The following is a 14,851-nucleotide window of genomic DNA, read 5'->3' as shown; positions in this document are numbered from 1 at the left end:
GCCTAAACTCCGTATATGGCACAGATCCGAACCGACAAATCCTGGCACGGCGTCAAGCTCGCGACCTTCGAGGCGGCCCCTGATCCGGATGCCGAGACCGTGCTGGTCACTCTGCCCGCCGCCTGGGGGCAGGAGGCGGCGAACGCGCTGGCCGCCATTCTGCCGGGCCGGCGGATGCGCCATATCGCCGAGGCGGCGGAGAGCTGGATCGCGCCGATCGCGGCCCGCGCTTTGGCCGCCGGGCTGGGCGAGACCATCGGCCATGAGCTGCACGCCATGCTGGCCGCGCACCGCGCCAGCCCCAGCGGCAATGTCTGGCGCAACCGTGCGGGCGGGCAGCCGGGCTTCGTGTTCAACCCCTCGGCCTATCTGGATGAGGCCGGCGGGTTCGACATCGCCGCCCTGGGCCATGATGTGCAGCTGGCGGTGACGGCGCTGACCCTGGCCGCGCCCTCCGAGCACAGGCTGCGGCTGGGTTTTACCGATTTCAACCTGTTCCTGGCGCGGCTGGGGCAGGCTTACGACTCGGCGCAGGCGCGGGATCTGGCGGTGACGCTGACCGGCTTCATCGGTGCCGAGGCGGATCTGGCCTCCGCCCGGCTGCTGGCGCGCGGCAATGCGCCGGGCACGCGCATCACCACCCCGGCTTTGCCAGAGGATGGCGTGCTGCCAGGGCTGCGCGAGGCGGCGCTGGCGGCGCAGGCGCAGGCGCTCAGCTTTGGCCAGCGCCGGCATGAGAGCCTGCTGGGCTTCCTCGGCGAAGCCGAGATCGAGGCGCTGCTGGGCGCCGAGCAGGTGAATTTCGCCCCGGCCCTCTCGCCACTCAATCAGGATGGCGCGCTGGCGCATTGGGCGCTGCAATCCCTGGCCGCGCGCGGGCTTTCCGCCGAGCGCGCGCTGGCCCGGATGCTGGGCGGCGAGGAGCTGTTCCCGCTGCCCCGCCCCAGCGCCCATGGCGCGATGCATGAGGCGCTGGCCGCTTTGGTGCCCGCCATGCCGGCCCGCCCGGCGCCGCTGGCCGCTCCGGCCACGCAGATCAACCGCGAAATGCTGCCGGCCCGGCGCAGCGGCTATACCCAGAAAGTGGCCGTGGGCGGCCACAAGCTGTTCCTCTCCACCGGAGAATATAAAGACGGGCGGCTGGGTGAGATCTTCATCGCCCTGCATAAGGAGGGCTCGGCCTTCCGCGGGCTGATGGATGCCTTCGCCATCTCGGTCAGCATCGGGCTGCAGCACGGCGTCAATCTCTCCAGCTATGTCGAGGCCTTCACCTTCACCCGCTTCGGGCCGGCCGGCGTGGTCGAGGGCGACCCGGCGGTGCCGGCCGCGACCTCGATGCTGGATTATGTCTTCCGCAATCTGGCGGTGAATTATCTCGGCCAGACCAACCTCGCCCCGGCCGGCATTGACGCGCCGGATGAGCTGGGCGACGGTGCGGCGGAACGCGCGCCCTTGCTGCCGCTGGACCTGCCGGCCCCGGCCCCGCGCGAACGCCGTCGCAATTTGAAACTGGTGAGCTGAGATGAGCATTTCCGAGCGCCTGGCCGAGCTGGGCATCACACTGCCGCAGGCGATGGCGCCGGTTGCGAATTATGTGCCGGTGAGCATCACCGGCAATCTGGTCACGGTCAGCGGCCAGCTGCCGGCCATCGCCGGCAAGGTCGCCGTCACCGGCAAGCTCGGTGCCAGCGTGGCGCTGGAAGAAGGCCAGCACGCGGCGCGGCTCTGCCTGATCAATGTGCTCGCCCAGCTGCAGGCGGCGTTGCCGAACGGGCTGGAGAGCGTGACCAAGGTGGTGCGGCTCGGCGGCTTCATTTCCTGCACCCCGGATTTCACCCAGCATGCGGTGGTGATGAACGGCGCCTCCGATCTTTCGGTGGCGGTGTTCGGCGAGGCGGGGCGGCATGCGCGCTCCACGGTGGGCGTGGCCTCGCTGCCGCTGGACGCGGCGGTGGAGGTCGAAGGGCTGTTTTATATCGGTTAATTCACCTTCCGCGTGATTTTGACCGTTTTTCTGCCTTTATTATCGCGGTTATAAGTCGGTCATGAGTCGTACCGACATCCCGTCCCTGCCTTTGCGCATGGCGGTGAACATCGTTCTGGATGGCGCCTTCGCGGCTTTGGCTGTGGGCGCCAGCTTCTGGCTCGCCAATCCCGCGGCGCCGGTGCCGCACCCGCATATGCTGCCGGTGGCGGGCGCGGGCGCGGTCTGGCTGCTCGGCATTCCCTTTGGCCTGTCGCGCCTGCATTGGCGCTTCGTCTCGATGCGCGATCTGATGGGGCTGGGGCTGGCGGCGCTGGTAACGGCGCTGATGCTGTGCCTGCTGGTGGTCGGGGCCGGCATTTCCCTGCCCTCGGCGTCCTTTCCGGTCATCCTCACCCTCACCCTCGGCGCGGCGCTGACCTTGCCGAAACTGATCTACCGGCTGGTCCGGCAGAAGCGCGGGGCGCGGGGCGCGGCCCAGACCGCTCTGCTGGTCGGCGATGGCGAATATGCCGAGATGTTTCTCGCCGCCCATGCCCAGCAGGCCAGCGCGCCCTATCGCATCACCGGGCTGATTTCGCTCTCCGAGAAACATATCGGCCGGCGCGTGCATGGGCTGGATGTGCTGGCCGCCGCCGATGGCGCCGGGGATATGCTGGAGCGGCTGGCGGAAAAGCCGGATCTGCTCATCGTCACCGCGCCGCATTTCACCGGCGACCGGCTGCAATGCCTGATGCGCGCCGCCGAGGCCCGCAATATCCGCGTGATGCGCGCCCCCAGCCTCACCCGCCTGGCCCCGGCCGACCAGAAGATGGCGCTGCAACCGATCGCCATCGAGGATCTGCTCAATCGCCGTCAGGTGCAGCTGGACCGCGCCGCGATGGCGGATCTGATCGCCGGCAAGCGGGTGATGGTGACCGGCGCGGGCGGGAGCATCGGCTCCGAACTGTGCCGGCAGCTGGCGATGTTCACCCCGGCGGAGATTTTGCTGCTGGACAGCTCGGAATTCGCGCTCTGGCAGATCGATCTGGAAATCCGCGAGCTGGCCCCGGCGCTGCCCCGGCGCGCGGTGGTGGCGGATGTGCGCGATGCGCCGCATATGCGCGCCATCGCCGATGAGTTCCAGCCGGATCTGGTCTTTCACGCGGCGGCGCTCAAGCATGTGCCGATCGTCGAGGCGAACAGGCTGGAAGGGCTGCGCACCAACGCGCTGGGCACCCAGGTGGTGGCGGATGCCGCCGCCGCCGCCGGGGCCGGCCTGATGGTGCTGATCTCGACCGACAAGGCGGTGAATCCGAGCTCGGTGATGGGCGCCTCCAAGCGGCTGGCGGAGATGTACGCGCAGGCGCTGGATGTGCAGGCGCGCCATCGGGGCCAGGGCTTGCGCTGTGTCACCGTGCGCTTCGGCAATGTGCTGGGCTCCACCGGCTCGGTGGTGCCGCTGTTCCGCCGCCAGCTGGCGCAAGGCGGGCCGATCACCGTCACCGACCCCGGCATGCAGCGTTATTTCATGACGGTGCGCGAGGCGGTGGGGCTGGTGCTGCAGGCCTCCGCCGTCGGCAGCAGCGCCGAGGCGATCCCCGATGGCGGGATTTTCGTGCTGGATATGGGCGAGCCGGTGAAGATCGTCGATCTCGCCCGGCAGATGATCCGCCTCGCCGGGCTGAAGCCGGATGAGGACATCCAGATCAAATTCACCGGGCTGCGGCCGGGCGAGAAATTATTTGAAGAATTGTTTCACGGCGCCGAGCAGCCGGTGCCGACCGAGCATGAGGGGCTGCTGATGGCAACCCCGCGCCTGGCCGATCTGACGGCTGTGCGCCGCGCCATGGAGGCGCTGGCCGGGCATGCGGCGCGTGGCGACGAGGCGCAGGCAATGGCGCTGCTGCAGCAGATGGTGCCGGAATTTTTCAGCCCCGCGCCTCTCGCGATTTCGCACGCGGCCGAGTAGTCTGCGGCGTCATGAACGCCCAGGCTTTTCCCCCGATCCCGTTTCTCGACCTCAAGGCGCAGCAGGCGCGGCTTCCTGGGCTGAAAGCCAGGCTCGATGCGGTGCTGGCGCATGGGCAATATATTCTCGGCCCCGAGGTGCATGAGCTGGAAGCCAAGCTCGCGGCCTTCTGCGGGGCGGCGCATTGCGTCAGCGTCTCCTCCGGCACGGACGCGCTGCAGATCGCGCTGATGGCCGAAGGCATCGGACGCGGCGATGCGGTGTTCCTGCCCGCCTTCACCTATACCGCCACCGCCGAGGTGCCGCTGCTGCTGGGGGCGACGCCGGTATTCGTCGATGTGGATCCGCAGACCTTCCAGATGGATCTGGACAGCCTGAAGGCGCGCATCGCCACGGTGAAGCAGGCGGGCAAGCTGAAGCCGCGTGCGATTATCGGGGTGGATCTGTTCGGCCAGCCGGCGGACTGGGCCGGGATTGCAACCATTGCCGCACGCGAGGGGCTGTTTACGCTTGATGATTGCGCGCAGAGCTTTGGCGCCGCCCAGGATGGCGTGCGGCTGGGCAAAGCAGCCGATGCTACCGCCACCAGCTTTTTCCCCTCCAAACCGCTGGGCGCCTATGGCGATGGCGGCGCGCTGTTTACCGAATCCGCCGCGCGGGCGGCACTTTATCGCTCGCTGCGCACCCATGGCGAGGGCACGACCCGCTATGAGGTGCTGCGCACTGGCATGAATGGGCGGCTGGATACGATGCAGGCCGCCGTGCTGCTGGCCAAGCTGGACGTGTTCGAGGCCGAGCTGGCGCGGCGCGAGGAAATTGCCAAGATTTACGACGCGGCGCTGAAGCATGTGCTGGCCATTCCGGCGCGGATGCCCGGGAGCCAAAGCGCCTGGGCGGTTTATTGCGTGACGCTGCCGGATGAAGCCACGCGCGAGGCGGCGAAGGCGGCGCTGGCGGCTTCGTCCATCGGCCATGCGGTGTATTATCCCCGCGCGCTGCACCAGCAGCCGGCCTATCAGCCTTCGCATGACGGCGCGGTGCTGCCGGTGGCCGAAAGCCTGGGGGCCAGGGTGCTGGCCTTGCCGATCCACCCCGACCTCACCGACGAGCAGGCGCAGCGCGTCGCCGCGACCTTGCTTCAGGCGCTGGGGGGCTAGAGATGCCGCGCGGCGATCTGTTCCCCGATATCGGGCCGTTCGAGACCGGCTATCTGCCCCTCTCCGAAGGGCATGTGATGTATTGGGAGCAGGTCGGCAACCCGAACGGCAAGCCGGTTCTGTTTCTGCATGGCGGTCCAGGCGCCGGAGCCGGGGCCGTGCATCGGCGGTTTTTCGATCCCAGCATCTGGCGGGTGATCATTTTCGACCAGCGCGGCGCCGGGCGTTCGCGGCCGCTGGGGGGGCTGGAAAACAACAACACCCCGCAGCTGATCCGCGATATCGAAACGCTGCGAAACTTCCTGAATATCGAGCGGATGGTGCTGTTTGGCGGCTCCTGGGGCTCGACCCTGGCGCTGGCCTATGCGCAGGCGCATCCCGAGCGTGTGGCGGCGGCGATTTTGCGCGGCATCTTCCTCGGCCGGGCGCAGGAGGTGGACTGGTTCCTGCACGGGCTGCAGCGCGTCTTCCCGGATGCGCATGCCGCCTTCACCAGCTTCCTGCCGCCGGAAGAGCGCGGCGATATTCTCGGCAATTATTTCAAGCGTCTGACCGACCCGGACCCGCGCATGCAGGCGGAGGCGGCGCGGGCCTGGAGCGTGTATGAGGGCTCCTGCTCGACGCTGCTGCCAAGCTTCGAGGCGGTCTCCGCCTTCGCCCAGGACCGTACCGCCATCGGACTGGCGCGGATCGAGGCTTATTATTTCCGCAATGATCTGTTCCTGCCGCCGGGCGGGCTGCTGGCGCATATGCACAAGCTGAAGGGCATTCCCGGCGAGATCGTGCAGGGGCGCTATGACATGGTCTGCCCGGCGCAATCCGCCTTCGAGCTCGCCGCCGCCTGGGACCAGGCAAGGCTGACCATCGTGCCGGATGCCGGGCACTCGGCGCTGGAGCCAGGCGTGCGCACGGCGCTGATCTCCGCCCTTGAGCGCTGCCGGGGGTTGCTATGAGCCTGACCCGCCGCCGCTTGCTGGGGGCCGGGCTGGCCCTGCCCTTCGCCCGCTCCAGCCTGGCCGCGCCGCCTGCCGCCCCCTGGCCGGGCGCGCTGGTGATGGGCACCGGCGCCCCCGGCGGGGCATTTGCGATTTTCGCGCCCGCCTGGGGCGAGCTGGTGCAGCGCGAAACCGGCATCGACATCGCCTACCGCACCACCGGCGGCTCCAGCGCCGATCTGCTGTTGATCGAGGAAGGCAAGGCGCAGCTTGGCATCTCCAGCACGGCGGTGGCGGCGCAGGGGCGCTCCGGCCAGGGCGGCTGGACCGCCGGGGTGAAGCTGAACGGCTTCCGGGCTCTGTTCCCGGCCTATGCGTCCAGCCTGCAGATCGTCGCCTCCACCAAGGCGGGGGTGCGCGAGCTGGCGCAGTTGCAGGGACAGGTGGTCGGCGTCGGGCCGGATGGCTCCAGCAGTGCCGATACGGTGCAGCAGATTCTGACAGCACTGGGCGTGGCCCCCGCGCGGGTGGTGATGGGCGATTATCAGCAGCAGGTGCTGGCGATGCTGAAAGGCGATCTCGCGGCCTGCGCCTTTATCGGCGCACCGCCGCTGCCGGCGCTGAGCGCGGCGGCGATGGGGCGGCGTCTCGCACTCATCGGCATGTCCGCCGCGCAATCGGCCCAGGTGGCGCATAAGCTGCCGGGATTTTTCCGGACGGTTCTGAGCGCCGACACCTTTCCGGGGCAGAGTGTGAATGTCGGCACCGTGGGGACATCGAATGTCGCGGTCTGTGCAACCGACCTGCCGGACAGCCTGGCGGAGGCGGTGACCGGCGCGGCGCTGAAGAACCGCAGGCTGCTCGGCGTGGCGGTGCCGGCGGCGGGGCATGCGCAGGAGCTGGCGCCGATTTATGCGGCGGGGATTCCGTTTCATCCCGGGGCGGCCAGGGCCTTGCGGAAGGCTGGATTTCGGCTGCCGCAGAAGGCAGTAGAGGGATAGGTTCGGCGGCCATGACTTTGCTCATACGCGCCGCGACACTGGACGACCATGAAGCCCTTATCACCCAGATTTGGGCGCTGAATTGTTTCGAGCAGGAGCTGACCCAAGACCGCCGGACGGATTTGGGCGGCGCGCAAGAGACTCTTAACGAGATGATCACGGCGACCTGTCAGGACGGCGCTCTGCTTGTTGCGGAGCAAGACGGGACGGTGACCGGGCATTTATGCCTGCTGTTCCAGTCAGATGACGCCTACGTGATCGAAAAGCTGCGTGATCATGCGCTTATTTCCAGTCTATTTGTCAGCGAGTCCTGGCGTGGCAAGGGGGTTGCCCGGGCTCTAATCGCGCGCGCAGAAGCTCTCGCCAAAGCCCGCGGCATTCAACGGCTGCGGCTATATACCTTATGCGGCAATGCGCGGGCCCGACATATTTATGAAGAGGCTGGCTTTTCAGTCCAGGGTTTCGATATGGTGAAGCCGCTTACGTCGTAGAACTTCGAGCATTTTGCTTGAAGCTCTACGACGAGACGGATTTACACCCACTCGTTCTATTTATGCTTTGGCGAGCAATTTCATGCCTTTAGGGTGACGCAGGCGCGTCAAGCTGAAGGCATGTTGCTCTAAACCAAACGCCCCTCGCGCAGCGTGAGCTGCCGGTCCATACGCGCGGCCAGTTCGGGGTTATGCGTGGCGATCAGCGCGGCGGTGTTTTCACTGCGCACCACATGCAGCAGCTCCTCGAACACAATGTTGGAGGTGGCGACATCGAGATTGCCGGTCGGCTCATCGGCCAGCAGCAGCGAAGGATGGTTGGCGAGCGCCCGGGCGATGGCCACGCGCTGCTTCTCGCCGCCCGAGAGCTTGCCCGGCAGATGCGTGGCGCGCGGCCCCAAACCGAATTTTTCCAGCAATTCCATCGATCGTTGATGTGCGACCGCCTGCGGCACACCGGCGATCATCTGCGGGATGGAGATATTCTCCAGCGCGGTGAACTCCGCCAGCAGGTGATGGAACTGATAGACGAAGCCGATCTCCTGCCGGCGCATCGCGGTGCGCCCGGCATCGTTCAACTCGGCCGCGTTCTGGCCGCGAATGATCACCGCCCCCTCATCCGGCTTTTCCAGCAACCCGGCCAGATGCAGCAAGGTTGACTTGCCCGAGCCGGAGGGGGCGACCAGCGCCACGATCTCGCCGGGCGCCAAGGTAAGTTCCGCGCCATCCAGCACGGTGAGGCCGCCGGCATCGGATTGGTAGGTGCGGCGGACCGCCTTCATCGAGAGCAGATATTCACTCACTGCGCAGCGTCTCCACCGGGTCGATCTTCGCCGCCCGCCAGCTGGGATAGAGGGTGGCCAGCACCGAGAGCACCAGCGCCATCAGCACAATCTCCACCACCTCGCGCCAATCCAGCTCGGCCGGCAGGGATTCCAGATAATAGATGGTGGGATCAAAGAGTTTCTGGCCGGTGATATGCTGGATGAAGAGCCGGATATCGTTGATGTAATGGCAGAACAGCACGCCCAGCGCGAAGCCGATGAAGGTGCCGAGCACGCCGATCGAGGCGCCGGCCATCAGGAAGATGCGCAGCACCGAACCCGAACTCGCCCCCATCGTACGCAGGATGGCGATGTCCTTCGCCTTGTCCTTCACCATCATGATCATCGAGGAAATCACGTTGAAGGCGGCGACGATGATGATCAATGTGAGGATCAGGAACATCACGTTGCGCTCGACCGTGACGGCGGCGAGGAATGAATCGTTGTTCTGCTTCCAGTCCTGAATGTTCAAGGGGGTGCCTGGGAACATATTGAGGATCGCCTGCTTCACCGCATCGTCATGGTCGGGATCGGTGACGAAGACCTGGATCTGGCTCGCAGCACCGGTCTGCTGGAACAAGGTCTGCGCGGCCTCCAGCGGCAGGAAGACGAAGCTCGAATCATATTGCTGCATGCCGGTCTGGAAGATCGCCACCACATGGAAGGCCTGGATCGACGGGATGGTACCGATGACGGTGGCTTTTCCCTGAGGCAAAATCAGCGAAATTTGCGAGCCGACGGAGAGGTTGAATTGCTGCGCCAGCCCGGCGCCGATGGCGATGGCATCACCCCCCGTGAGGTTGGCGAGAGAACCCGCGACGACATGGTGCGAGACGGTGGGCAATTGCTTCAGCCCGTCCAGCGTGATGCCGCGCGCGATGCCGCCCGTCGCCCCGCCTTGCGGGCCGGACATCAGCACCTCGCCCTGCGAGATCGGGAAAGCGCCGGTGACATCCTTGATGGTACGGATTTTCCGCGCCATCTCATCGTAATTGGTCAGCGGCTGGCCGGCGCCATAGATGCCGATATCGCCATTCAGCCCCAGAATCTGGCTGAGCAGCTCCTGGCGGAAGCCGTTCATCACCGAGGTGACGATGATGAGGGTGGCCACGCCAAGCGCGATGCCGACGAGCGAGAAAATCGCGATCACGGAGACGAAGCGCTCGCCGCGCCGGGCGCGCAGATAGCGCGCCGCGATCTTGCGCTCGAAGGCATTGAACATCAGAAGCGGACCTTCGCCAGCGCCTCGTCCACCGGCAGCTCGAAGCGCTCACCCGTGGCGCGGCGCTTCAGCTCCACCATCCGGTTCGCCGCCCCGCGGGGGCCGACGATCATCTGCCAGGGATGGCCCATCAGATCAGCCTCGGCGAATTTGGCGCCGGCGCGCTCCTCGCGGTCGTCATAGAGCGCATCCTGGCCGAGGGCTTTGTAAAGCTCCTCGCACAGCCCATCGGTGGTGGCATCGCCCTGGCGCAGATTGAGGATGGCGGCCTTGAAGGGCGCGATCGCGTCCGGCCAGATGATCCCGGCCTCGTCATGCTTGGCCTCGATGATGGCGCCGACCAGGCGGGAGACGCCGATGCCGTAAGAGCCCATCTCGGGGAAGATCTTGCCGCCATCCGGGCCGATGACGCTGAAATTCATCGACTTGGAGTATTTGGTGCCGAAATAGAAGATCTGGCCGACCTCGATGCCCCGGCCCTCGCGGCGGCGCGCCTCTGGGATGGTCTCCCAGGTGGCGAGATCATGCTTCTCGTCGGTGGCGGCGTAGATGCTGGTCATCTGCTCGTAGAATTTTTCCACATCATCATGCGCGAAGGCATCGCCGGCTTCGAAATCCGCATCGTAGAACACGCCGGATTCGCCGGTGGGGGCGAGGATGTGGAATTCATGGGAAAGATCGCCGCCGATCTGCCCGGTATCAGCGCGCATCGGGATCGCGGTGATGCCCAGGCGCTGGAAGGTGCGCATATAGGCCAGCATCATCTGCTTGTAGGTGATGACCGCGCCCTCGCGGTCGAGATCGAAGCCGTAGCCGTCCTTCATGTAGAATTCGCGGCCGCGCAGCACGCCAAAGCGCGGGCGCACCTCGTCGCGGAATTTCCACTGAATCTGGAAGGCATTTTGCGGCAGGTCGCGATAGCTCTTCACCGAATCACGGAAAATCGAGGTGATCATCTCCTCATTGGTCGGGCCGTAGAGCAGCTCGCGCTCATGCCGGTCGGTGATGCGCAGCATCTCCTTGCCGTAGGCATCGTAGCGGCCGGATTCGCGCCAGAGATCGGCACTCTGGATGGTCGGCATCAGCACCTCCTGGGCGCCGGCGGACCATTGCTCCTCCCGCACGATCTGCGCGATCTTGTTCAGAACCTTGATGCCCGTGGGCAGCCAGGCATAGATGCCCGAGGCCATCTGCCGGACCATGCCGGCGCGCAGCATCAGCCGGTGCGAGACGATCTGCGCTTCGGCGGGCGTTTCCTTGAGGGTGGGGATCAGGCTTTTGGACAGACGCATGATGAACCTTAAAACAGGGATTGAGGCTTTTCGGTGGCCGGGGCCGGGGCTTGCGGCGCGGGCGCCTCGGCCAGCCAGCGATTGGCGGCGCGCCGTGCCGGCTGCTCGATGAAACCACGCAGCAGGATCGCGAGGATGAAGGTGAGGCCGGTCATGATCAGCGCGAACAGCGCTTTCTCATCGGTCGGCTGCCAGCCCAGATGGCGGAAGAGCTGCACCGTGAGCAGCTCGGCGATGGCGAAGCTCATATAGAAACAATAAGAGAGCAGGCCGAGAAAATGCAGCATCGGGCGGCGCCCGAATGCCGGTGGGCGCTGCGCGTCATACTGCATATAGAGCCCGAACAGCAGCATCCACAGCCCGAGCACGGTGGCGACATCCACCGTCAGCGCGCCGAGCAGAATCAGCGCCGCGCCGCCGCCGATGAAGACCCGGCGCCAGAAATCATAATCGGCGACCGCTGAGGCGATACGAACCATCGCCATGCCGGCGATGAATTCCGGAATCAGGCGCCAGAGCCCGGCGGCGAAGGCGAGATTGAGGGTCTCGCCGGCGAAATAATAGATCAGCCCGATCACCGGGAAGACGACGATGGCGAGCTGCAGGGAAACCCCTCGGTCCCAATAGGTCAGCAGCAGCGCGAAGAGCGGGAAGAGCAGATAGCCGGCCCATTCCGTGCTCACCGACCAAGCCGGGTAGTTCCAGGCGCCGAAATGGTCCAGCCCCCAGCCCTGCACCAGGAAGAGATTCTCGACAAAGCTGCCCAGGCCGAAACGCTGCGGGCTCTGCGGGGCCATGCCCAGCGCGCCGCCCAGCGCCAGCAGCGCCAGCAGGATCAGCAAGGTGGCCAGATGCACCGGATAGATGCGCGCCAGGCGCTTGCCATAGAAGCGCAGCCAGGTCCGCGGCGGCGCCGGGCGGAAGGCCGCGTCGACCTGGTCCATGTTCGGGGCGTTGAATTCCTGGTGGGTGTGCATCAGCACCAGCCCGGAGAGAATGAAGAACCCGTCCACCCCCATATAGCCATGCCTCACCAGCCCGGCGGCGGGCCCCAGCCAGGCGGAGACATGCAAATGCAGATCCAGGTGATAGACGAACACCCAGGCCGCGAAGGCAGCACGGCAGATCGTCAGGTCGGTGAGTTCCGGCTTCTGGCTCATCATCGGCGCCCTGCTCTAAATCAATCTTCGCTCGGTTAGAAGCTGCGCCGGGGCGCCCAGGACAAAATGGCCGAAAAGAAAGAAGCCCGCCAGCCCATAAGGGCGGCGGGCCAAGTTCAGGGAGGAAACGCCAGTCACACGGCAGGATGAAGAACCAAACTCCATCCGTACCCGCATCATGCGCCGCAACATGGAGAGAGATCCAGAAAAAACACCTCGCTAAAAGCAAGTTTTTTAGGCTTCTGGACCTGTTATGCGCGACGTTTAGCCATGATGACTGAAAATTCTTAAAATTCGCCCAATTTTCACTCAAACCCGCAAAATATGCACCTCGACCAGAGGGCGCTTGCCGAGCGGCTTGCCGACGATGCGGCGCAGGCCGGCCCGTGCCGCGTCGGCGAAGGCGGCCTCGTCCTGGCGCAAGGACGGGGCGAGATCCTCCAGAAGCTCCTGGAATTCCTCTTCAAAGGCGCGGCGCTGGCGGGCATCCAGCTCCTCCAGCAGGCCGGGCGCGGAGATTTGCGGGGTGCCGCGCAGCGCCCCCCTGGAGTCGATGGCCAGGCTGCCGACGACGACGCCGTTGAACAGCATGCGCTTGCGCGCGGCAAGCACGCCGCCTTTCAGCGGCACGATGCGGTCGCCATCCACCACCAGCCGGCCAGTGGGCACGCTATCCACCACCGCCGGGCCGTTGCCGCCGAACAGCACCACATCGCCATCTTCCACCAGCAGCGTCTCGATGCCGTTTTCCTTGGCGAAAGCGGCCTGAGTGGAAAGATGGCGCCATTCGCCATGGGTCGGGATGATGTATTTCGGGCGAACCAGCTTGTAGAGCTTGCGCAGCTCCTCACGCGCCGGATGGCCGGAGACATGCACGAACTCCTCGCCATCCACGATCACCTCCACCCCGCGCCTTGCCAGCTGGTCCTGCACCGCGAAGATGGCGCGCTCATTTCCGGGGATGGTGCGGGCGGAGAAGATCGCCTTGTCGCCCTCGCCGAGCACGGCGTAGCGATGCGTATCGGCGGCGATGCGGGCCATGGCGGAGCGCGGCTCGCCCTGGCTGCCGGTGACCAGCAGCAGGATATTGTCATCCGGGATCGAGCCGATCTCATCCTCGGGCACGAAATCCGGCACATCGCGCAGATAGCCGGCCTCCTGGGCGGCGGCGATGTAATTGTTCAGGCTGCGCCCGACCAGCGCCACATGCCGCCCGGCGATCTCCCCGGCGGCGATGATGCTGGCCACGCGCGCGACATTGGAAGCGAAGCAGGTGACGGCGATGCGGCCATCCAGCTCCGGCAGCAGGGCCTCGAAGCTCTTTTTCACATCGGCTTCCGAGCCGGAATGGCCCTCCACCATGGCGTTGGTGGAATCAGAGACCAGGGCCAGCACGCCCTTATCGCCCAGCTCGCGCAAGGCGGCTTCGTCCGTCAGATCGCCGATGACCGGGCCGTTATCGAATTTCCAGTCGCCAGTATGCAGCACGGTGCCGTAGCTGGTGGTGATCGCCAGCGCCTGGGCTTCCGGGGTGGAATGGGTCATGCGGATATAGCGCAGGCTGAACGGCGCCAGCTCGAAAGCGCCGCCGGGCGGGATGATGTGGATCTTCACCTCGCGGTGGAAGCTCACCTCCTGCAGCTTGCGGCGGATGACGGCGGCGGCAAACGGGGTGGCATAGACCGGACAGCGCAGCTGCGGCCAGAGCCGGGCGATGCCGCCAATATGGTCCTCATGCGCATGGGTGATGACCAGGCCGAGCAGATCCTCGCGCTGCTGCGCGATGAAGGCGGGATCCGGCAGCAGGATTTCCGCTTCCGGCGTTTCCGGGCCGGAAAATCCCATGCCGCAATCCACGGCCAGCCATTTGCCGTCACAGCCATAGAGGTTGAAGTTCATCCCGATCTCGCCGGTGCCGCCGAGCGGCACGAAGATGAACCCCGCCTCGGCCTCGTCGATGACGGGGGCGGTCTTGCCTTTGGATTTAGCCACGAATTGGTCTGCTCCTCGCGTGTCGTCAGTCAGTTTCAAGGAACCGCGCGCGATCGCGCGGCAAAGAGGGGGGCTTATTGCGCATGGAGAGCAGGCGCAACCCTTCCAGCGTCAGGTCTGGGTCGATGGCGGTGAATTTGGCGGTGCCTTCGGCGAAAAGCGGGGCGAGGCCGCCGGTGGCGATGGCTTTCAGCCTGGCGCCGAACTCGCCCTCGATGCGGGCCAGCAGCCCTTCGATCAGCCCGATATAGCCCCAATAGATGCCCGATTGCATGGCCGGCACGGTATCGCGCCCGATCACCATCTGCGGGCGGCCGATGCCGATGCGCGGCAGCCTGGCAGCGGCCTGGTGCAGCGCCTCGATGGAAAGATTGATGCCCGGCGAGATGGCGCCGCCGATATAGGCGCCGGTTTCGTCCACCACATCGAAGGTGGTGGCGGTGCCGAAATCCACCACCACCAGCGGCCCCTGGTAATGCTGATGCGCGGCCAAAGCGTTGAGCAGACGGTCCGCCCCGACCCCTTCCGGGTTGGCGGTCTTGATCTGAAAGCCCCAATCCAGCGCGGCGCGGGCGACCAGCGGCTCGGCCTCGAACCATTCCCGGCAGAGGCGGCGCAGATGGTAGAGCGCGGCGGGGACGACGGTGCCGATGACGGCACGGGTGATCTCCCGCGCGGAGATGCCGGCACGGGCCAGCAGCACCTCCAGCCAGACGCCATATTCATCCGAGGTGCGCTGGGCGGAGGTCGCCAGCCGCCAATTGCCCCGCCATTGCGTGCCGTCATGCACGGCGAACACGATATTGGTGTTGCCTGCATCGATGACCAGAAGCATCCGCCCC

13 protein-coding genes are annotated in these 14,851 nt (G+C 65.9%); 7 read left to right on the top strand and 6 right to left on the bottom strand.

The features are described 5' to 3' along the window. Positions 1-15 precede the first annotated feature (15 nt). The 7 genes from ACZ46S_RS15745 to ACZ46S_RS15715 all read left to right on the top strand — a co-directional run bounded on the left by ACZ46S_RS15745 (position 16) and on the right by ACZ46S_RS15715 (position 7,519). On the top strand, positions 16-1,521 hold the full coding sequence (locus tag ACZ46S_RS15745; protein WP_464062514.1) for a TSCPD domain-containing protein: 1,506 nt from the start codon (positions 16-18) through the stop codon (positions 1,519-1,521). A 1-nt stretch (position 1,522) separates the two neighbouring features. Next, positions 1,523-1,984, top strand: coding sequence for a RidA family protein (locus tag ACZ46S_RS15740; RefSeq protein ID WP_008494419.1), 462 nt, complete (start codon positions 1,523-1,525; stop codon positions 1,982-1,984). Positions 1,985-2,045: 61 nt separating this feature from the next. Further along, positions 2,046-3,935: a polysaccharide biosynthesis protein gene (locus ACZ46S_RS15735; RefSeq protein WP_464062513.1), complete on the top strand. Its 1,890-nt coding sequence runs from the start codon at positions 2,046-2,048 to the stop codon at positions 3,933-3,935. An 11-nt stretch (positions 3,936-3,946) separates the two neighbouring features. After that, positions 3,947-5,092 (top strand): DegT/DnrJ/EryC1/StrS family aminotransferase, encoded by a 1,146-nt coding sequence (locus tag ACZ46S_RS15730; protein WP_464062512.1) that lies wholly within the window; start codon positions 3,947-3,949, stop codon positions 5,090-5,092. A gap of 2 nt (positions 5,093-5,094) precedes the next feature. Further along, positions 5,095-6,045, top strand: coding sequence for a prolyl aminopeptidase (gene pip / locus ACZ46S_RS15725; protein ID WP_464062511.1), 951 nt, complete (start codon positions 5,095-5,097; stop codon positions 6,043-6,045). Next, positions 6,042-7,028, top strand: a complete 987-nt coding sequence (locus ACZ46S_RS15720; RefSeq protein WP_464062510.1) for a TAXI family TRAP transporter solute-binding subunit — start codon at positions 6,042-6,044, stop codon at positions 7,026-7,028. The genes pip and ACZ46S_RS15720 overlap by 4 nt, the downstream gene beginning before the upstream one ends. Positions 7,029-7,039: 11 nt before the next feature. Further along, the gene (locus ACZ46S_RS15715; protein WP_464062509.1) at positions 7,040-7,519 is read left to right on the top strand and encodes an N-acetyltransferase family protein; all 480 of its coding nucleotides are present in this window, start codon (positions 7,040-7,042) and stop codon (positions 7,517-7,519) included. A gap of 128 nt (positions 7,520-7,647) precedes the next feature. On the opposite strand, the gene ACZ46S_RS15710 is transcribed toward ACZ46S_RS15715, so the two are convergent. From ACZ46S_RS15710 to ACZ46S_RS15685, 6 genes are all read right to left on the bottom strand, one after another. Further along, entirely contained in the window at positions 7,648-8,301 is a 654-nt protein-coding gene (locus tag ACZ46S_RS15710; RefSeq protein ID WP_464064296.1) for an ABC transporter ATP-binding protein, read from the bottom strand. Positions 8,302-8,314: 13 nt separating this feature from the next. After that, positions 8,315-9,565 (bottom strand): lipoprotein-releasing ABC transporter permease subunit, encoded by a 1,251-nt coding sequence (locus ACZ46S_RS15705; RefSeq protein ID WP_464062508.1) that lies wholly within the window; start codon positions 9,563-9,565, stop codon positions 8,315-8,317. Continuing rightward, the gene (proS, locus tag ACZ46S_RS15700) at positions 9,565-10,857 is read right to left on the bottom strand and encodes a proline--tRNA ligase (protein WP_464062507.1); all 1,293 of its coding nucleotides are present in this window, start codon (positions 10,855-10,857) and stop codon (positions 9,565-9,567) included. The genes ACZ46S_RS15705 and proS overlap by 1 nt, the downstream gene beginning before the upstream one ends. 8 nt (positions 10,858-10,865) lie before the next feature. After that, a complete protein-coding gene (locus ACZ46S_RS15695) occupies positions 10,866-12,020 on the bottom strand; it encodes an acyltransferase family protein (protein ID WP_464062506.1) in 1,155 nt (384 codons plus the stop codon). 306 nt (positions 12,021-12,326) lie between these two features. Next, entirely contained in the window at positions 12,327-13,916 is a 1,590-nt protein-coding gene (locus tag ACZ46S_RS15690; protein WP_295737515.1) for a ribonuclease J, read from the bottom strand. Positions 13,917-14,034: 118 nt separating this feature from the next. Beyond that, a complete protein-coding gene (locus tag ACZ46S_RS15685) occupies positions 14,035-14,844 on the bottom strand; it encodes a type III pantothenate kinase (protein ID WP_295736996.1) in 810 nt (269 codons plus the stop codon). Between the last annotated feature and the right edge of the window lie 7 nt (positions 14,845-14,851).

This window comes from Acidocella aluminiidurans (assembly GCF_055383125.1).
Note: the sequence above shows the minus strand (reverse complement) of the source record. Positions and strands in the feature narration are given on the sequence as shown.